We start from the raw sequence: 19,181 nt of genomic DNA, 5'->3' as shown, positions 1-19,181 counted from the left end.
TTATGTCTGAAAAAGATAGAAAAATTAGAGTTGCCATCTCGATTGGTGATTATAACGGAATCGGAATTGAGGTTATCTTAAAAACCTTACAAGAAAAAGAAATAACAGAGTTTTTTACGCCTGTTATTTTCGGTTCAACCAAATTATTATCGTATCAAAAAGATCGTTTAAAATTTGACCGAATCAATTTTCAAGGTATTCAAGATGCGAATCAAATTGTAGACGGAAAAATCAATGTGGTTAATCTTTGGAAAGATCAAATTGATGTACATTATGGTAAAGTAACCAAAGAAGCTGGTGAACACGCTTATCAATCATTAAAAGCGGCTGCAAAATCTGTTTCAGATGGTTTTACTGATGTTTTGGTAACGGCTCCAATTAATAAAGATAATATTCAGTCCGAAGAATTTCATTTCCCAGGTCATACCGAATATTTAGGAGAAATTTGGGGAGGAAAACCTTTGATGTTCTTAGTTTCAGAAAAATTGAGAGTTGGTTTAGTAACGCAACATATTCCAATTAGCGAAGTTGCAAAACAAATTAATCCAAAATCTGTTTATGCAAAAATTCAACAAATTCATAAAAGTTTGATTGAAGATTACGCCATCGAAAAACCAAAAATTGCAGTTTTAGGTCTTAATCCTCATGCAGGTGACAATGGTCTGTTAGGATCAGAAGAAAAAGAAATTATTTCGCCAGTTATCGAGCGTTGCATTAACGAAAATCAATTAGTTTTTGGACCTTATTCGGCAGATAGTTTTTTCAATCCAAGTAATTTAGACGCTTTTGATGCGGTTTTGGCCATGTATCACGATCAAGGATTGGTGGCATTCAAAACAATTAGTTTTGATGAAGGCGTTAATTATACAGCTGGATTAAAATTTGTACGAACTTCGCCAGATCATGGTGTGGCTTACGACATCGCAGGAAAAGGAATTGCAAACGAAGAATCATTTAAGGAAGCTATTTTTTCAGCGATCGAATTATATAAAAATCGAAACGAATACCAAGAGCTAACAAAAAATGTATTGCAACATATCCATCTAAAATTAGAAAAAGGCGATAATAAAGAATAAAAATTTAAAATAAGTTGCAAAGAGCTATTAATTTTAAATAAATTAGATTATCTTTGCACACCTTTTTGTGGTATGGACAAGTTAAAAAATTATAATATTGTATTTACAAGCTTGCCTTTTGGTAAGAGTGATTTTACATTCGAATTATCACAATCGTTCTTTGATTTATTTGAAATTGAGCAAGATTTTGACAATCCTAATTTAATTGCAACAATTATTTTAGATAAAAAATCAACAATGCTTGAGTTAGAAATCAGCTTAAAAGGAGACATTACAGTCCCTTGTGATTTGACTGGAGAATTGTTTCAACAAGAAATTTCAAATAATGCAGAATTAATTGTTAAATTTGGAAACGAGTTTGACGATACTGATTTTGAAATGTGGGTAATTCCAAGAGAGGAATACCAAATCAACGTTGCGCAAGTTCTTTATGAATTGGCAATGTTATCAGTACCAACAAAACGAATTCATCCCGATGTCTTGAATGGCAAAAGCGATTCTGAAATGATTGAATTGTTAGACCAATACAGCATTTACGAATTAGACGAAGATGAAGAATACGAGCATTACGATGAAGACAACAACAATGATGACGATGACGATAATAACGACATTGATCCTCGTTGGGCAAAATTGAAAGATTTGAAACCTTAATTGGTTTTTATTATTAAAATAAATTATAGAAATAAAGAAAAAAAAGTAGTTAGATATGGCACATCCTAAGAGAAGACAGTCGTCAACAAGAAGAGATAAACGTAGAACACACTACAAAATCGAAGCTCCACAATTAGCAATCGATAAAACAACAGGTGAAGCACATTTATATCACAGAGCTCACTGGTCTGACGGAAAATTATACTACAAAGGTAAAGTAGTATTAGAGAAAGTACAAGAAGTTACTGAATAATATAATCTTCGAAAGATTTTGAAGCTGTTTCTAAAAAGAAACAGCTTTTTTTATTTTTTTTTCAATACCTTTGAAATCGTTTTATAAAAAACAAACATAAAAGGTCAAATAAAAAACCGCATTATATGGACATTAAAGACATTCAAAATTTAATTAGATTCGTATCAAAAGCAGAAGTTGCTGAAGTAAGCATCAAACAAGATGACATCGAAATCAAAATCAAAACTTTAGCAAGCGTACCTGCACAAGTTGCATCTCAACAAATTTATGTACCACAAGCTCCTGTAGCTCCAATTGCCGCTCCTCAAGCGTCAGCAGCTGCACCAGCAAATAACTCTACAACATCAACAGAAGAAGAAAATAGTAATTTAATTACAGTTAAATCTCCTATGATTGGTACTTTCTACCGTGCTGCAGGACCAGGTAAAGAACCTTTTATTAATGTAGGTGATGCTATTGCTCCAGGTAAAGTTTTATGTATTGTTGAAGCAATGAAGCTATTCAACGAAATCGAATCAGAAGTTTCTGGAAAAATTGTAAAAATCTTAGTGGACGACGCTAGTCCAGTTGAGTACGATCAACCATTATTCTTAGTTGATCCAGCTTAATCAATTACATCTAAAAAATTATGTTTAAAAAGATATTAATCGCTAATAGAGGTGAAATTGCAATGCGTATTATACGTACTGCAAAAGAAATGGGAATCAAAACGGTTGCCGTTTACTCTAAAGCAGACGAGACTTCATTACACGTACGTTTCGCTGACGAAGCTGTGTGTATTGGTCCTGCTCCAAGTAAAGATTCGTACCTAAAAATGGCTAACATCATCGCGGCTGCAGAAATTACTGACGCGGATGCTATTCACCCAGGTTACGGGTTTTTATCTGAAAACTCAACTTTTTCTAAAATCTGTGCTTCTAACGGAATCAAATTCATCGGTGCTTCTGCAGAAAATATCGAGCGTATGGGAGATAAAGCCAATGCGAAAGCTACTATGAAAGAAGCTGGTGTTCCTGTAGTACCAGGTTCTGATGGTTTATTAGAAAGCTATGAGCAAGCCTTAGAAGTTGCGCGCGAAATTAAATACCCAGTTATGATGAAAGCTACTGCCGGTGGTGGTGGTAAAGGTATGCGTGCAATTTGGAAAGAAGAAGATTTATTACACGCATGGGAATCTGCTCGTACAGAAGCTGCTGCAGCTTTTGGTAACGACGGAATGTATATGGAAAAATTAATCGAAGAACCACGTCATATCGAGATTCAAGTTGCAAGTGACCAAAACGGTAAAGCTTGTCACTTATCAGAACGTGACTGTTCTATTCAACGTCGTAATCAAAAATTAGCAGAAGAAACCCCTTCTCCAATCATGACAGACGAATTACGTCAACGTATGGGAGATGCAGCAGTTAAAGCTTGTGAATATATAGGTTATGAAGGTGTTGGCACAATTGAATTCTTAGTTGACAAACACGGAGATTTCTACTTTATGGAAATGAATACTCGTATCCAAGTAGAGCATCCAATTACTGAGCAAGTAACAGGTTTCGATTTAATTCGTGAACAAATTATGTTAGCGGATGGTGAGCCAATCTCTGGTCAAAACTATTATCCAAACGGACATTCTATCGAGTGTCGTATCAATGCAGAAGATCCTTATAACGACTTCCGCCCTTCTCCAGGGAAAATTACAAATATTAATATTCCTGGTGGTAACGGTGTTCGTGTTGATACACACGTTTATGCTGGATATACAATTCCACCAAATTACGATTCTATGATTGCAAAAATCATTGTTACTGCACAAACGCGTGAAGAAGCAATAGCAAAAATGAAACGTGCGTTAGGGGAATTTTATATCGAAGGTATCAAAACAACGATTCCTTTCCACTTACAGTTGATGGATAATCCAGATTTTATCGCGGGTAATTACACAACTAAATTTATGGAGGATTTTGTTTTTGACGAATCTTACGCAAATTACGGAGAATTATAAGAAATTAAATTTTCGAAATATTGAAAATCCAGAACGTATATTCTGGATTTTTTTATGTCATTGTGTCAGCAAAAATCAAATGGCTTAATTGTTGAAAATATCACCTCAGAAAAGTAGTAAATAATCAATTCAATCATTCCATCTAAAATCAAAATATCAAGTATTTGATAAGATTCCATCCGAATTGTTAATTTATAGTGAATGAATTGATTGTAATATTACTTTTTACTATTAAAAATCATTAATAATTTATACATTTGCACTCCAAATTTAAGGTAGATGAATATTACTAAAAATACAACAGACAAATTAAACGCAGTATTAACTGTAACTGTTGATAAGGCAGATTATCAAGAAAAAGTAGTTGATGTATTAAACCAATACAGAAAAACAGCTAACATCAAAGGTTTCCGTAAAGGACAAGTTCCTATGAGCTTTGTAAAAAAACAATACGAACAAGCTGTTGTTTTTGATACAGTTAACGAAATTTTACAAAAAAGTGTATCTGAATACATCAACACAGAAAAATTATCAATCTTAGGAAATCCAGTTCCAGTAATGAAAGATGTTGATTGGGATGCTGATCAATTATCATTTGATTTCGAATTAGGATTAGCTCCAGAATTTGATGTTGATTTATCTAAAGTAGAAGTTGACAGCTACAAAGTAAAAGTTGCTGACGACGAAATCCAAAAATATGTAGATAATTTCGCTGCTCGTTTTGGATCATTAAAATCTTTAACTCAAGCTGAAGCTGAAGCTGTATTGAAAGTAGAAGCTGCTGTAGAAGGACAAGAAGCTAAACCAACATTTATCCGTTTAGAAGAATTGAAAGATGCTTCTGCATTTATCGGTAAAAAAGCTGGTGATGTTGTAGAAGTAAATTCTAACGATATTTTTGACACTGCTGAAGAAGCTGCACAACAATTGAACACAGAAGTTTCTGAAGAAGGAACTAACGTTACGTATACAATCAAAGAAATTAACAAAGCTGAAAAAGCTGAAGTTAATCAAGAATTATTTGATAAAGTTTATGGAGAAGGAGCTGTAGATTCAGAAGAAGCTTTCCGTAACAAAATCAAAGAAGAGTCAGAAAACATGTACAACAAAGAATCTGACAAACAAATTATCAATGATGTTGTAGCTAAATTATTAGATACAGTTCAATTTGATTTACCAACAGAATTTTTAACAAAATGGTTAATCACTTCTAACGAAAATGTAACTTCTGAAGAGCAAGCGAAAGAAGAATTGGTAAAAATGGACAAAGGTTTACGTTACCAATTAATCGAAGCTAAAATTGCTGAAGTTAACAATGTAGAAGTAAATGCTGAGGAAGTAAAAGAAGCTGCTTTTGCTGCAATCAAAGATCAATTAAAAATGTACGGTCAAACTTCTATTCCAGAAGAAACATTACAACAAATTGCAATGTCTGCTTTACAGAATCAAGAAGAATACAACCGTTTATCATACCAAGTGTTTACAGACAAAATGTTAGACATCTTCAAAAACAATGTAAAATTGAACGAGAAAGAAGTAACATTTGACGAGTTTGTTGACATTATTACAGAAAAAAATAAAGAATTAGCAGAAGCTTAATCACTTCTAAAAAATTCTTTATACCTTTCATTTAAAATCTAAATTTAATAATGAAAAACGTAGGAGAAGAATTTAAAAAATATGCGCTGTTAGACAAAGGAATTAGCTCTTTACATATGGAGAGTTACATCCAAAATACAACGCCTTACATCGTTGAAGAAAGAAAATTGAACGTTGCACAAATGGACGTTTTCTCTCGTTTGATGATGGATAGAATCATCTTTTTAGGAACAGGAATCGATGATCAAATTGCAAATATTATTCAAGCACAATTATTGTTCTTAGAAAGTGTAGATGCAACAAAAGATATTCAGATTTATGTTAACTCACCAGGTGGTGGTGTTTATGCAGGATTAGGAATTTACGACACAATGCAGTTAGTAAAACCAGATGTTGCAACAATTTGTACAGGAATGGCAGCTTCTATGGGAGCAGTTTTATTATGTGCAGGTGCAGCAGGAAAACGTTCAGCACTTAAACATTCTCGCGTGATGATTCATCAACCTTTAGGAGGTGCTCAAGGACAAGCAACTGATATGGAAATTACATTGAAGGAAATCTTGAAATTAAAAAAAGAATTATACGACATTCTTGCAACTCATTCTGGTCAAACTTTCGAGCAAATCGAAAAAGATGGTGAACGTGATTACTGGATGACTTCACAAGAAGCAAAAGAATATGGAATGATTGACGAAGTTTTATTGCCTCGTAAATAATTTTAAATTCAATAAAAATACAAAAAAAGGATACTCAACTTATTGAGTATCCTTTTTCGTTTACAAATACTTAAAAATTTGTAAAACAATAAGAAAGAAACATAAAAAACAATAATCTAAAATAAGATAACTTCATCCTTTATTTTACCATAATTTATACTGATAGAAATTAACAAATAAATATTTTCTATCTAAAAGAAAATAAATACCTTTGCATCTTAATTAAGTATAGAAAATTGGAAGAAAATAAGTGCTCTTTTTGCGGAAAAAGCAGAAACGAAGTAAATATTTTAGTGTCTGGAATCGACGGTAATATTTGTGATAATTGCATAGAACAAGCTCATGGTATAGTTTTAGAAGAATCGAAATTTAACGAAAATAACGATTTGATAAAACCATTAACGCTAAAATCTCCGAAAGAAATTAAAGAGTTTTTAGATGATTACGTGATTGGTCAAGACCAGGCAAAAAAAATATTGTCGGTTGCCGTATACAACCATTACAAAAGAATATTACTAGACAAAGAAAATGATGTAGAGATTGATAAATCGAACGTAATTTTAGTTGGAGAAACAGGAAGTGGAAAAACATTATTAGCTAAAACAATTGCTAAGTTATTAAATGTTCCGTTTGCAATAGTTGATGCAACTGTACTTACAGAAGCTGGATATGTAGGAGAAGATGTAGAAAGTATTTTGACGCGTCTTTTACAATCTGCTGATTACAATGTAGAGCTTGCCGAAAAAGGAATCGTATTTATTGATGAAGTAGATAAAATTGCACGTAAAAGTGACAATCCATCTATTACACGTGACGTTTCTGGAGAAGGTGGACAACAAGCTTTGCTTAAAATTTTGGAAGGAACTATTGTTAACGTGCCACCAAAAGGAGGACGTAAGCATCCTGATCAAAAATTTATAGAAGTTAATACAAAAGATATTTTATTTGTGGCTGGTGGAGCTTTTTCTGGAATAGAAAAACACATTGCAGATCGTTTGAAGAAACACGTAATTGGTTTCAAGAATGAGGATCACAAAGAAATCGAAAATCTTTTGGATGAAGTAAATGCACAAGATTTGAAAAACTTTGGTATCATTCCAGAATTAATTGGACGTTTACCAATTATTACGTATCTTAAAGCATTAGATAAAGAAGCGATGAGAGCTATTTTGACAGAACCAAAAAACTCTCTAATGAAACAATATACAAAACTTTTTGCCCTAGACGGAAAAGAGCTTGTAGTGACGGACGAAACCCTAAATAGAATTGTAGACCGTGCCAATGAACTGGGTTTAGGAGCTCGAGGATTACGAGCAGTTACGGAAGAAATCTTTACTGATTTAATGTATAACATTAAAGATTTACCAGAAAAAGTTATAATATAATCTGTTGAATAGTAACTTATTAATAAATATTTTTATATTTGTAATAAAATTATTATTTAATTTAATAGAAACCTACCAAAAATAACATAATTTATGAAAAAGAATCTACTTGCTTTAGTCACACTTGCTTAGGTCTATAGTGATTCTACACAATATAAATATATAAAAAATAGCTGACGATAAAATTAATAATCGCTTAGAATTCTATTGGAATCAATCACCAAAAACACTAGATATAAATGATTTAAATAAGCTACTATTTATATTGAAATAATGGAGGTCATTTTGTTAAATTTGAGCAAAGTAATACAACCGCTAATATTTCAATTTTTAATTTAATTGGACGTCAAATATTTTATAAAACAATATTTCTACAAATACAGATTATAATTTAAATATTAATAATATTCCAACCTTATATTTGGTTAAGATTGTATATTAAGGTGGTGAAACTTTAACGAAGAAAACCATTAACAAATAAAACTAGCTATGAAAAAATTATTGAAAATTAACTTGTTTTTTTTATTTGTTTTCATTATTAATGTATCTGTTAACGCCCAACCTACAAATCCTTTATTCAGATTGGAAAAATTGTAATATGAACGGAGATAATACAGGAAATAGGGATGGTATTAGAAAAGTATCTATTCATGATTATGCACCTTTTTTAATTGTTACAGCTGTAACAATTGCAGGAATAGATTCATATGAACAAAGACTAATAATTAAAAAATAAATTCATACTTTTAAACCTCAATCAATAGATTGAGGTTTTTTTATATCAAACAAACTATGAAAAATAAATTTATACTGCCGCTTGTTGTTTTAGGAAGTTCTGTCTTTGGGCAGTTTAATGTTTCTGGGCAAATAGAAAATTATGCAAATAAACCTGTTTTGGTTAAAATTTTCGACAATGCCGAAATGAAATTAATCAACAATGCGATTACTGATAACAACGGAAATTTTTCTGTAAAAGTTCCAAAAGAATACAATGGTTTTGTACGTATTGATTTGCCAACAGGTGAAAATCTTTCGTTATTAACTGATAACAAAAATCTAAAATTCAAAACGGTTAGTGGGCAAGAAATATCTACTAAACTTGAAATTTTTGAGGGAAATACACAAAAGGAATACAATAAAGTTTTAGCACTTCAACCATTAAATGAAATTCAGAACCAGGTTTTTCCTTATTTAATGCAAATGTATAAACCAACTGATGAATTTTATACAGCAATGGTAAAAGAAGATAAGCGTATAAAAGAGTTGAAACGTAACGAAAATTTTTCGCCATTAATTACCTATATTAATGAGTTGAATGATTTGAAACAAAAAGCTCAAACAAATAAAGATGCTGAAACGCTAAATGAAATTGTGAATCATTTTGTAAAAGATGATATACGATTGGAGCAATCTGGAATGTTTAATGATTTAGTTTTTGCTTATATTAATGGAAAATTAGCTGCTGCAAACAATCAAGATGTAGAAGGGAATTTAATTGCTGCTACAGACGAAATTTTGGCTAAAACAGATATCAAAACGACAAGAGGTCAAAATGTATTGACAACTATCTTAAACTTTGTTCCTGAAAAAGAATATGCAAATTTTCATAAAAAATATGTAGATAAAGTAAAAAGTTTGACTTCTAATGTAACAGATCAATTGAAAAAGAAAGTGGAAAAAAGCGCTTCTATGCAAGTGGGAAGTAAAGTTCCTAATATCACTTTTCCTCAACCTGTTAATGGGAAAAAATCATTATATGATATCAAAGAAGATCAAAAATTAATTGTTTTCTGGGCTTCTTGGTGTCCTGCTTGTCAACAAGAAATCCCGCACATTAAAGAGTTTTACAAGAACTTCAAATCAAAAGGTGGAGAAATTGTTGCTATTTCTTTAGACTATGATCAAACAGCGTTTAACAATGCTACGAAAGAATTACCTTGGTACAATTATACTGATCTTTTGAGATGGGATTCGCCAATCGCGGCAGAATATGGAATAGAATCTACTCCTACTCTAATTTTGGTTGATAAAGACAATAAATTAATTAAGAAAGTTCATCATATTTCTGAGTTAGAAGTATCGAAATAATAACGAAAAAGCTACATTGAAAATCAATGTAGCTTTTTTATTCTATTGAATTATTATTCTAAATAAATCCTTGACTGTTCTTGTAATGAATGATTAGGAAAATTCCGATCAGAATAGTGAATCCCCATAACGAACTTCCTCCGTAGCTGAAAAATGGTAACGGAATACCAACCGTTGGGAAAAGCCCAATCACCATTGCGATATTGATAAAAAAGTGGAAAAATAAAATAGAGGCGACTGCATATCCATAAAATCGTGCAAATCTATTTTTTTGGATTTCGGCTAAGAAAAATAATCGCCCTACGAAAACTGCATAAACAATCACCAAGGCTGTACTACCAATGAATCCCCACTCTTCTCCTACTGTTGTAAAAATGTAATCGGTTTGTTGTTCTGGTACAAACCTTCCTTTTTTAATAGTTCCTTGATTGTAACCTTTTCCATATAATTCGCCCGAACCAATCGCTGTTTTTGCATACAATAAATTATATCCCGAAGTATCACGATACTTTGCTTCTCCTTCGTACAAAACCATCACACGCTCTTTTTGGTGTTTGGGTAATTTCTCAAAAATGATCGGAGAAATAAAACTAACCGTGCTTGCAAATAATAACAACACAATAGACGCAATAATACTAAAATTCAGAACATTTGCAGCTAATCCAGATTGTGTTTTGAATGGTGAATCATTAATTTCTTTTTGTTCGGTTAATTTTAAAATTAAAACTGGAATAATTGATATAAAGAATCCTATCAATCCAAAGAAAGTTGTATTAAAAAATATTGGTTCTGAGAAAAATAAGGAACGCATTGGAAATAAATGTCCGAAAGATTCGCGTGTTTCTTCAGATAAATCTTCAACCAAATAACAAATTCCAATCAATAATAAAAAGAAAATTGATAAGCCGATTAAAACACCATGCATCGCATCAACTACATTCTGATTATAATTGAAAGCTAAAATTAATAAAGCTATTGTAAGAATTATAAATCCAAAAACTAATAAAACGTAAAAAGGAATTTGTACAATCGAAATCAAGAAAATGATTAATAATATGATTGGTGCTAAAATTATCCATGGATTAAGTCCTTCTCTGTACAAGGCAATACTTAATGAACAGAAAATAATTACTGAACCTAAATCGGGTTGTAAAAGAATTAAAACTACTGGTATTGCGATAATCAACAATATTTTTCCTATAAAACCTAAGTCTTTTAGATTTGCGTTTGAATGATTGATAAAATTAGCAATCAACAAAGCTGTACCAATCTTCGCAAATTCGGCTGGTTGCAAACTCAGAGGTCCAAAACGATACCACGCTTTTGCTCCATTAATTTCCTTTCCAACAATCAAAACTCCGACGAGCAAAACGAGGGAAATGATATAAAAAACAGGACTATAAATTTCGAAAAAATTACGGTTGTTTCCGCTCGCAATTATCAAAATCAATATCATCACCATTCCAAGTCCAAACCAAATTAGCTGTTTTACACCTAAATCTGGATTGACACTATACACATTCATAATCCCGAAAGTTACTATCAGAAACCCTAGGATCAGTACAATCCAATCAATTCCTTTTAGTAATCTGCTTTGGCTCATGTTTTAGTTTTGTTGAATCTTTTTTAAATTTTAAACTATCTATTTTATTTCCGATAGAATCCTTTTTTACAGGTTCTACGTATAATCCTTTTCTTTTTAGATAATCTATCCATTGACGACGATATTCGCCTTGTAGATTACCATTTTTCATACGTTGCACTAACGCAGGTCGTTTTATTGTATCCGTTACGTATAATTCTGCGATCAAACTCGCCATTGGTCCAGCATAAGTTGTACCCCAAGAACCATTTTCTACAATTGCAGCAATCGCAATTTTTGGTTTATCTGCTGGAGCAAACAATACAAATAATGAGTGATCTTGTCCATGAGAGTTCTGAGAAGTTCCAGTTTTACCAAATTGTACAAAAGAACTTGTATCAAAACTACGAGCTGTACCCATTGTAAATACATTACGCATTCCGCGTTGAATGATGTCAAAATGTTTTGGATCAACCAATGTATTTTTTTTCACCATATAAGTAGAATCCGTCAATGGTTTTCCATCAATACTATGTACAATATGCGGTGTATAGAAAAATCCTTTGTTGGCAATAATTGCTGTATAATTTGCCATTTGCAGCGGAGTTGTATTAATATCTCCTTGTCCCATACCATTGAAAATAATACGGTAAGGATTCCAAACACCTTCTCCAAAGCGATTGTCGTAAAACTCAGCTGTCGGAATAAGACCTTTGCTACCAACCGGTAAATCTGTTCCCATAAATTTTCCTAATCCGAAACTATTCAAAATGGAAGCCCATTCGTTAATTCCGACACTATAATCATTTGGATCTTTACGAACAATATCACGATAAGCTTCAGAAAAATAATTATTACATGATTTTCCAATTGCATGTTCTAAACCTTGCGGCGTATAATACATTCCACAGTGACAACCAATATGCATACGTCCATAACGGAAACCATGTTTACAAACATATGTTGTTTTTTCTGTCATCGTTCCCATTTGTAAACCAGCCAAAGCCGTTACCATTTTGAATGTAGAACCAGGAGGATAAGTTCCTTGTAAAGCTCTATCATAAGTTGGACGAGCAATAGAATCGTTGATTAATGCACTTCTCAACTTTGTATTCAAATAATCGTTTGGATTAATTGTAGGTGCGGATGCTAAAGCCAAAATTTCACCATTATTAGGATCAAGTGCGACAATTGCCCCACGTTTATTTTGAAGCATTTGTTCTGCCAATTCTTGCAAACGATAATCAATTGTCAAATGAACTGTTTTCCCACTTTTTACAGGTCGATCATAATCTCCGTTTTTATATGGACCAACAACATTCATTGTTCGGTCTACAATCCAGTTTTTTACACCTTTTATTCCTCGCAAATCTTTTTCATACGATTTCTCGACACCAGCAATACCAACCAAATCTCCAGGTTGATAATAGGTAGAATCTGTTTTGATATAAGATTGATTGGCTTCGTTTATATAGCCCAGTATATTTCCGGCAGAATTTACCATATATTTACGCTCGGGACGTTTGATAATGCTAAATGCAGGATACAAGTACAATTGTTCTTGCATACGAGCAAAATTCTCTCGCGAAATATTTTTTAAGAATGGATAAGGCGATAATTTTTTATAATCTTTTGCGGTAACAATTTTATCTAAAATAGAATCAAATTGTTGTGTAGAAATTCCAATCATTTTAGAGAATTTAGGTTTATCAAAACCATTCATATATTCTCCATAACTGTCAATTAATTTCCCTGGAATAACGTCTAATTCGTACGAATATGTGTTACTCACCAACAATTTTCCGTTTCGATCAAGAATATCACCACGATTAGGATAAATAATTTCTTGTTTGATCGAAGTATTAAATGCATTTAACGTATAACGATCTGTAAATAATTGCAAATACGCCAAACGTCCTATAAATAGAAACACTATAAACAGGATGAGTGCATAAACAACCATCAACTTTTTCATACTCCAACTTTATTTTTAAATAAAATTTTATAAATAAAGACAAACACAAAAGTTATTCCCGAATTGATTAATGCTTTTAGCATCAAAGATCCAATTCCTGATGGTTTAAAATTCTCAAGAAGTAATAAAATAATATGATGTGCAAGAATTAGAATAATCAAATAAAACAACCATTGCGCAAAACTGAACGAATTGAAAGAGAAAAATTCCATTTCGTAATCTTGTTTTCCTGCCAAAAGTTTGATGATTGGATTTCTAAGAAATGCGATAAGTGTTAATGCAAAAGCATGAATTCCTCCTGTGTATTCGAAAATATCTATCATTAATCCTAACATAAATGATAAGATTAGTAAGGCATATTTATTTTGATAAGGCGGATAAAATAATACAAATACAATATAGATATATGGTTGATAACTTCCTAAAAAGTTGATGTGATTGAACACAAAAACTTGTAACAAAGCTAAAACGATAATCTTGATAATATTGATTAAAAAATCTTTATTGAACATTCTGTGGACTTGTTATTGTATCTGATTTTTCTACTTGTTGAATTTCAACTTTATTAAGGTTTGTGACCACATAAGCTTGAGCTAAATTGGCGAAATCTTGTTTCAATCTTACTTGAACTTTCATTTCTCCCGTTTCATCAATTCCTTTACTTACAACTTTACCTATAATAATTCCTTCTGGGAAAACTGGTGATTTACCATCTGTTTCGATAATATCTCCTTTTTTCACTTCGATGTATTTCGGAATTTCATATAACTGAACATAACGAGGATCTTTTCCATCCCATTTCACTGTCCCAAAATATTGATTTCCTTTGATACGTGCATTGATATTGATATCCTTGTTTAACAACGAAATTGCACGAGAATAATTTTTCCCAGCAAAAGTTACAATACCAATTACACCATTATTTGTAATGATTCCGTCACCTTTTTCTATTCCATCATTTGTTCCTTTATCAATCATCAAAAGGTTTTGCGTTTTGATAATCGAGTTATTTACAATCTCTGCAGGTACAAAAGAATACGTTTGATGATAACCTAAGGTATCCGATTTGTAAAACTTTTTAGTTTTCGCATCTTTAATACCTAAATGCACCAATTGCTCACGCAAAAAGGCATTTTCGTCCATCAAATCTTTATTGGTACTCGGTAAATGAATAAAGTTTGTCACCTTTGCAATTTTATCATCCACATAACCTGTAAACGATGTGCTTGCAGAGGCAAGAATAGTTTCGTGATAAATATTTTTCTTAAAGACAAGAAACAACGCAATTAACTCTAAAAAGACAAAAATTAATAGCATTCCATTTCTTCTAATCGCATTCAGAATATATTGCATTGCTCTTTACTCTTCTATTTCATTAAGAAAGTGAATTTATCAATATTTTTAAGTGCAATACCAGTTCCACGAACAACAGCACGTAAAGGATCATCAGCCAAGAAAACTGGTAAACCTGTTTTTTTAGAAATACGTTGATCTAAACCTCTCAACATAGCTCCACCACCAGCCATATAGATACCAGTGTTGTAAATATCAGCAGCTAATTCTGGAGGAGTTTGAGATAACGTTTCCATTACACCATCTTCAATGCGTAAAATTGATTTGTCTAATGCACGTGCAATTTCGCGGTAATTTACAGTAATTTCTTTTGGTTTTCCTGTAATCAAATCACGTCCTTGTACTGGCATATCCTCTGGTGCATGCTCTAGTTCTTCTACAGCAGCTCCAACTTCAATTTTAACACGTTCAGCAGTTCTTTCTCCGATATATAAATTATGATGGGTTCTTAAGTAATATGCAATATCATTTGTAAAAACATCACCTGCAATTTTCACAGATTTGTCACAAACAATACCACCTAATGCAACAACGGCAATTTCTGTAGTACCACCACCTATATCAATAATCATGTTACCTTTAGGTTGAGTGATATCAATTCCAACACCTATCGCAGCAGCCATTGGTTCGTAAATAAGACGAACATCTTTTGCGTTAACGCGTGCACAAGAATCTTTTACAGCACGTTTCTCAACTTCTGTAATTCCAGAAGGAATACAAATCACCATTCGTAATGAAGGTGAAAATAACTTCCCTTGAATTCCAGGAATTTTCTTGATGAACTCTGTCAACATAAATTCTGAAGCTTCAAAATCTGCAATTACTCCGTCTTTTAAAGGACGAATTGTTTTTATATCATCATGCGTTTTACCTTGCATGTGTTTTGCTTGTTCTCCAACAGCAATAACTTTATTTGTTCTTCTATGTATAGCGACGATAGATGGACTATCTACTACAACTTTATTATTATGAATAATTAAAGTGTTAGCAGTCCCCAGGTCAATCGCAATTTCTTGCGTGAAAAAATCAAATAATCCCATCGTTGATTATGTCTCAGTATTATTAAAAATGAATGTACAAAAGTATAATAAATTTAGATGATTATAAAAGAGAATTTAATTTTATTATCAACTAAATATTTTTACTAAAATAGTAAGATTTTAACAATAAAAAAGGGTTAAAAATATTTTAACCCTTTTTTATGATTTTTATTGAATTTGAATATCGTAAGGTAGCCTAACTTGATCACCTTTTTGCTCATTCATCATCTTTATTTCTTTGTAAATTCGGATTCCGTCCGAACCTAATTCTTTTGCAATTGCTGCCTCAGTATTTTTTCCTTGAAGATTATCCATAAATTCTTCAAAAGAATCTTTTCTTTTTGGATAATTTTCTGTCGAATATTTTTCTATTTTAGCCAATTTAGCTGCTTCTTTTATCGCTGTATCTAAACTTCCAAAATCATCTACCAAACCAATTTGTTTTGCGCGAGTTCCAGACCAAACACGTCCTTCTCCTATTTTGTCAACTTGCTCGTACGTTAACTTTCTATTTGTAGCAACGTGGTTTACGAATTTTCCATAAATCAATACGATTGATTTTTGCATCGTATTTTTTGCTGTTGGTGATAATGGTGTTGTCAAAGATTTTAACTGATCTGCATTTGCATTCGTTTTTACTTCATCAAAATCTAATCCGAAATTATTGAATAATTTTTGCGCATTTGGGATCATTCCGAAAACTCCAATCGAACCAGTAATTGTATTTGGTTGTGCATAAATTTTGTCAGAAGCTTGTGCAATGTAATATCCACCAGATGCTGCAACATCACCAAAAGAAACTACGATTGGCATTTTTGTTTTCAATTGCATCAATTCATATAAAATTTCTTCTGATGCATTTGCGCTACCTCCAGGAGAATTTACACGTAAAACTAAAGCTTTGATTTTATCGTTTTGACTGATTTTGCGAATCGCATCCACATAAGTCTTCGATTGAATACCATCAAAACCATCCCCTTCAGAAATTGTTCCAGATGCATATAAGACTGCAATTTTATCTTTTTCAGATTTATCTGATAAGGTTTCAAAATAATCTTCTACTTTTATGGTATGTTTTTCAAGAACTTCAAAATCAGTTTTTGATTTTTCTTCTTTCAGACCAAGTTTTGTGAATAACATTTTTTGATATTCATTTTCTTGTGCCAATACATCATAAATCTTATTTTCTTTTCCTGTTTCTGGGATGAAAGCATACAAACTATCTGTTACTGTAGTGAATTGTTCAGGAGAAATTTTACGCGATTTTGTAATCGAGTTTGAAACATTACCCCACACATCATTCAATAATTCTGACAATTGTAATCGATTCTCATCAGACATATTTGTTCTCATATAAGGCTCTACTGCACTCTTAAATTGTCCGTGACGAATCACCTGAAAATCTACACCATATTTATCTCCTGCATTCTTGAAGAACATAATATTAGAACTTAAACCTTGTAATAAAGTTCCTCCCAAAGGATTTTGATAAATTTTATCAGACACACTACTTATATAATATGACAGCTGACTTCCTGAATTAGAATATGAATACACAAATTTTCCAGATTTCTTAAAATCTTCTAGTGCATTACGAATATCAGTCGCTTGCGTAGCTCCACCAGAAAATTTATCCAATTTCAGACTAATTCCTTTTATTTTATCATCATTCTTCGCTTCTTCAATTGAATGAATAATATCTTGTAAAAAAACATTTGGACTTTCTGACATATCAAAAATAGAAACGGAACGATCCATATCACTTTCCATAATTGGATCTTCCAACGAAATTTCTAAAACAGAACCATCTTTCACACTTTTTGTTGGAGCAGATAATGCTGAAACAAATATCAACACGAAAAGTAGTATGACAAATACACTAATCGTTAATAGATTTCCTATGATTGTTGAGAATACTCTCCCGAAAAAGTTTTTCATTTTTAATTTATTATTACTTTTGCTCTATATGTCGCAAAATATAGTCATTTTGTTACTTGGTACAAACTTAGGTGACAAAAAAAATAATTTAGAATCAGCTAAAAACCTTATAAACAAAGAGGTAGGCGAAATAAAAAAAGAATCTAATATTCTTGAAAATAAGGCTGAAGGATTTACTACACCTAATTTATTCTTAAATCAAAAAATAGAAATTAATACAAGTTATTCTCCATTTGAGATTTTGAAAAAAATTAAAGATATTGAACAAAAAATGGGAAGAATCTATTTTAAACCCAAAGAAAATGAGAGTTACGTTGATCGTTTAATAGATATTGATATATTATTCTATAATAAAGTTTTAGTTAATTGCAATTATTTGAAAATTCCTCATCCTCAAAATTATTCTAGAGATTTTATTAAAAGTTTATATTTTTAGCCTGTTCTGCATTTTGATTATTAAATAATAAAGTTGTTCATTTGATTGAAAATTTGTAAATTGTTTTTACAACAAAAAATTCACAATGAATAACTTACTTGCAAATTATAAAAGAATATTGGAAATTCTATGAAAAATATCCTAAGATAAACTTTTAATTTATCAATGTAGAAGACCTAAACATTTGATTTAAAACTCATAAGTCTTTTCTTAACTACTGAATTTATGGGTATTGATAGTGAAAATAATTCATTTCGGAATATTCCTAAAGCGTAAGTTGTAAAATTGAGCGAAGTATTTACAATCGTAGTACTTAAGGGAGATTATCAGCGAAAATTAATAGTATTCAACTCAAATTAGCGAAAGAATTTAATGAATTTGAAAATTGTTTTATCGTTGATAGTATACCATTTGAAGTGTGTAAAATAGCAAGAATTAATCGCTTAAAAATTTGAAAGGAATATCAGTATAGTGTACTAAATAGAGGTTTTTGTGCTTCTCAGCAAATGTCTTTTTAAGGCTATAAAATTTATGCTGTTTGTTCTTTAATAGGTGTTTTCCAGAGTATTGATATTAGTCCTGCATCTGTTCATGATTTTCATTTTTTGAAATATATAAAATCTCAACTATCATATTGAATACTACTTGATGACAGAGATTATTTGTTACAAACAATTCAAATTGACTTATTTAATGAAGCTAATATTTGATTAGAAACAGCGAAAAGATCCAATCAAAAAGAGTATAAACCTCAGTTTTATCTCTTCAAAAAGTACCGAAAAAGAATTGAAACTTTATTTTCTCAACTATGCGATTAATTTATGATTAGACGTAATTATACAAAGACTTTTGAGGGGTTTAAAACCAGAATTCTAGCTAAAATTACTGCACTTACNNNNAAATATTAATAAGCTAAAAACCCAAATTATTTAAAATGTACAACGGGTATTAACTATATTGAATAAATGAGTTTCGCTTTGTGCAATTTCTCCCGAATAGTTAACTCAAAAGTATCCATTTTACTTTTCTTTTTGGTAAGAAAAGCAAAAAGTCTAATCATTTCATGCGGTAAAAAAGAGCTTTTCTCGTCAAA

General features: G+C 31.5%; 17 protein-coding genes and 1 pseudogene. 12 read left to right on the top strand and 6 right to left on the bottom strand.

All coding sequences use genetic code 11. The features are described from left to right. Nucleotides 1–2 precede the first annotated feature (2 nt). The 10 genes from pdxA (at nucleotide 3) to B4L98_RS03415 (ending at nucleotide 9,764) form a co-directional block, all read left to right on the top strand. The gene (gene pdxA / locus B4L98_RS03460) at nucleotides 3–1,076 is read left to right on the top strand and encodes a 4-hydroxythreonine-4-phosphate dehydrogenase PdxA (protein WP_125348727.1); all 1,074 of its coding nucleotides are present in this window, start codon (nucleotides 3–5) and stop codon (nucleotides 1,074–1,076) included. A gap of 72 nt (nucleotides 1,077–1,148) precedes the next feature. Continuing rightward, nucleotides 1,149–1,730: a YceD family protein gene (locus B4L98_RS03455; RefSeq protein WP_125348725.1), complete on the top strand. Its 582-nt coding sequence runs from the start codon at nucleotides 1,149–1,151 to the stop codon at nucleotides 1,728–1,730. 55 nt (nucleotides 1,731–1,785) lie between these two features. Continuing rightward, complete coding sequence (gene rpmF, locus B4L98_RS03450) at nucleotides 1,786–1,983, top strand: 50S ribosomal protein L32 (RefSeq protein ID WP_019975824.1); 198 nt, start codon at nucleotides 1,786–1,788, stop codon at nucleotides 1,981–1,983. A 125-nt stretch (nucleotides 1,984–2,108) separates the two neighbouring features. Continuing rightward, entirely contained in the window at nucleotides 2,109–2,591 is a 483-nt protein-coding gene (gene accB / locus B4L98_RS03445) for an acetyl-CoA carboxylase biotin carboxyl carrier protein (protein ID WP_125348723.1), read from the top strand. A gap of 20 nt (nucleotides 2,592–2,611) precedes the next feature. Then, nucleotides 2,612–3,976 carry an acetyl-CoA carboxylase biotin carboxylase subunit gene (accC, locus tag B4L98_RS03440; RefSeq protein ID WP_221854334.1) on the top strand — a complete coding sequence of 455 codons (1,365 nt, stop codon included), beginning with the start codon at nucleotides 2,612–2,614 and terminating at the stop codon, nucleotides 3,974–3,976. A 279-nt stretch (nucleotides 3,977–4,255) separates the two neighbouring features. Beyond that, nucleotides 4,256–5,575: a trigger factor gene (locus B4L98_RS03435; RefSeq protein ID WP_291065318.1), complete on the top strand. Its 1,320-nt coding sequence runs from the start codon at nucleotides 4,256–4,258 to the stop codon at nucleotides 5,573–5,575. 50 nt (nucleotides 5,576–5,625) lie between these two features. Next, the gene (gene clpP / locus B4L98_RS03430) at nucleotides 5,626–6,291 is read left to right on the top strand and encodes an ATP-dependent Clp endopeptidase proteolytic subunit ClpP (RefSeq protein WP_038331995.1); all 666 of its coding nucleotides are present in this window, start codon (nucleotides 5,626–5,628) and stop codon (nucleotides 6,289–6,291) included. Nucleotides 6,292–6,527: 236 nt separating this feature from the next. Beyond that, nucleotides 6,528–7,676, top strand: coding sequence for an ATP-dependent Clp protease ATP-binding subunit ClpX (gene clpX, locus B4L98_RS03425; RefSeq protein WP_291077535.1), 1,149 nt, complete (start codon nucleotides 6,528–6,530; stop codon nucleotides 7,674–7,676). A 598-nt stretch (nucleotides 7,677–8,274) separates the two neighbouring features. Then, complete coding sequence (locus B4L98_RS03420) at nucleotides 8,275–8,412, top strand: hypothetical protein (protein ID WP_286494681.1); 138 nt, start codon at nucleotides 8,275–8,277, stop codon at nucleotides 8,410–8,412. 56 nt (nucleotides 8,413–8,468) lie between these two features. Beyond that, a complete protein-coding gene (locus tag B4L98_RS03415) occupies nucleotides 8,469–9,764 on the top strand; it encodes a TlpA family protein disulfide reductase (protein WP_291059229.1) in 1,296 nt (431 codons plus the stop codon). A gap of 58 nt (nucleotides 9,765–9,822) precedes the next feature. Here the strand turns inward: B4L98_RS03415 and rodA are convergent, their stop codons facing one another. The 6 genes from rodA to sppA all read right to left on the bottom strand — a co-directional run bounded on the left by rodA (nucleotide 9,823) and on the right by sppA (nucleotide 17,652). Beyond that, on the bottom strand, nucleotides 9,823–11,367 hold the full coding sequence (gene rodA, locus B4L98_RS03410; protein ID WP_291048789.1) for a rod shape-determining protein RodA: 1,545 nt from the start codon (nucleotides 11,365–11,367) through the stop codon (nucleotides 9,823–9,825). Next, nucleotides 11,336–13,321 carry a peptidoglycan D,D-transpeptidase FtsI family protein gene (locus tag B4L98_RS03405; RefSeq protein WP_291048792.1) on the bottom strand — a complete coding sequence of 662 codons (1,986 nt, stop codon included), beginning with the start codon at nucleotides 13,319–13,321 and terminating at the stop codon, nucleotides 11,336–11,338. The genes rodA and B4L98_RS03405 overlap by 32 nt, the downstream gene beginning before the upstream one ends. Further along, nucleotides 13,318–13,833, bottom strand: coding sequence for a rod shape-determining protein MreD (mreD, locus tag B4L98_RS03400; RefSeq protein WP_291048795.1), 516 nt, complete (start codon nucleotides 13,831–13,833; stop codon nucleotides 13,318–13,320). The genes B4L98_RS03405 and mreD overlap by 4 nt, the downstream gene beginning before the upstream one ends. Continuing rightward, the gene (gene mreC / locus B4L98_RS03395; RefSeq protein WP_291048797.1) at nucleotides 13,823–14,674 is read right to left on the bottom strand and encodes a rod shape-determining protein MreC; all 852 of its coding nucleotides are present in this window, start codon (nucleotides 14,672–14,674) and stop codon (nucleotides 13,823–13,825) included. Before mreC ends, mreD begins: the two co-directional genes overlap by 11 nt. Before the next feature lie 14 nt (nucleotides 14,675–14,688). After that, entirely contained in the window at nucleotides 14,689–15,714 is a 1,026-nt protein-coding gene (locus tag B4L98_RS03390; RefSeq protein ID WP_019975837.1) for a rod shape-determining protein, read from the bottom strand. A 168-nt stretch (nucleotides 15,715–15,882) separates the two neighbouring features. Further along, nucleotides 15,883–17,652, bottom strand: a complete 1,770-nt coding sequence (gene sppA, locus B4L98_RS03385; RefSeq protein WP_291059227.1) for a signal peptide peptidase SppA — start codon at nucleotides 17,650–17,652, stop codon at nucleotides 15,883–15,885. Nucleotides 17,653–17,701: 49 nt separating this feature from the next. Between sppA and folK the strand changes: the two genes are divergently transcribed. Continuing rightward, complete coding sequence (folK, locus tag B4L98_RS03380; protein WP_291059225.1) at nucleotides 17,702–18,088, top strand: 2-amino-4-hydroxy-6-hydroxymethyldihydropteridine diphosphokinase; 387 nt, start codon at nucleotides 17,702–17,704, stop codon at nucleotides 18,086–18,088. A gap of 136 nt (nucleotides 18,089–18,224) precedes the next feature. Beyond that, nucleotides 18,225–19,021: pseudogene (locus tag B4L98_RS14740) on the top strand (IS982 family transposase). Nucleotides 19,022–19,181 lie beyond the last annotated feature (160 nt).

This window comes from Empedobacter sp. UBA5528, from assembly GCF_002426075.1.
GTDB classification, from domain to species: Bacteria; Bacteroidota; Bacteroidia; order Flavobacteriales; family Weeksellaceae; genus Empedobacter; species Empedobacter falsenii_B.
The sequence above is the reverse complement of the archived record's forward strand: the minus strand, read 5'-3'. Positions and strand labels throughout refer to the sequence as shown.

Excerpts from the sequence above, each read along its gene's own strand:
- B4L98_RS03390 (WP_019975837.1), bottom strand. The coding sequence starts at position 15,714 with ATGGGATTATTTGATTTTTTCACGCAAGAAATTGCGATTGACCTGGGG.
- accB (WP_125348723.1), top strand. The coding sequence starts at position 2,109 with ATGGACATTAAAGACATTCAAAATTTAATTAGATTCGTATCAAAAGCA.
- pdxA (WP_125348727.1), top strand. The coding sequence starts at position 3 with ATGTCTGAAAAAGATAGAAAAATTAGAGTTGCCATCTCGATTGGTGAT.
- B4L98_RS03420 (WP_286494681.1), top strand. The coding sequence starts at position 8,275 with ATGAACGGAGATAATACAGGAAATAGGGATGGTATTAGAAAAGTATCT.
- accC (WP_221854334.1), top strand. The coding sequence starts at position 2,612 with ATGTTTAAAAAGATATTAATCGCTAATAGAGGTGAAATTGCAATGCGT.
- sppA (WP_291059227.1), bottom strand. The coding sequence starts at position 17,652 with ATGAAAAACTTTTTCGGGAGAGTATTCTCAACAATCATAGGAAATCTA.
- rodA (WP_291048789.1), bottom strand. The coding sequence starts at position 11,367 with ATGAGCCAAAGCAGATTACTAAAAGGAATTGATTGGATTGTACTGATC.
- mreC (WP_291048797.1), bottom strand. The coding sequence starts at position 14,674 with ATGCAATATATTCTGAATGCGATTAGAAGAAATGGAATGCTATTAATT.
- clpP (WP_038331995.1), top strand. The coding sequence starts at position 5,626 with ATGAAAAACGTAGGAGAAGAATTTAAAAAATATGCGCTGTTAGACAAA.
- mreD (WP_291048795.1), bottom strand. The coding sequence starts at position 13,833 with ATGTTCAATAAAGATTTTTTAATCAATATTATCAAGATTATCGTTTTA.
- rpmF (WP_019975824.1), top strand. The coding sequence starts at position 1,786 with ATGGCACATCCTAAGAGAAGACAGTCGTCAACAAGAAGAGATAAACGT.
- B4L98_RS03455 (WP_125348725.1), top strand. The coding sequence starts at position 1,149 with ATGGACAAGTTAAAAAATTATAATATTGTATTTACAAGCTTGCCTTTT.
- B4L98_RS03415 (WP_291059229.1), top strand. The coding sequence starts at position 8,469 with ATGAAAAATAAATTTATACTGCCGCTTGTTGTTTTAGGAAGTTCTGTC.
- B4L98_RS03435 (WP_291065318.1), top strand. The coding sequence starts at position 4,256 with ATGAATATTACTAAAAATACAACAGACAAATTAAACGCAGTATTAACT.
- B4L98_RS03405 (WP_291048792.1), bottom strand. The coding sequence starts at position 13,321 with ATGAAAAAGTTGATGGTTGTTTATGCACTCATCCTGTTTATAGTGTTT.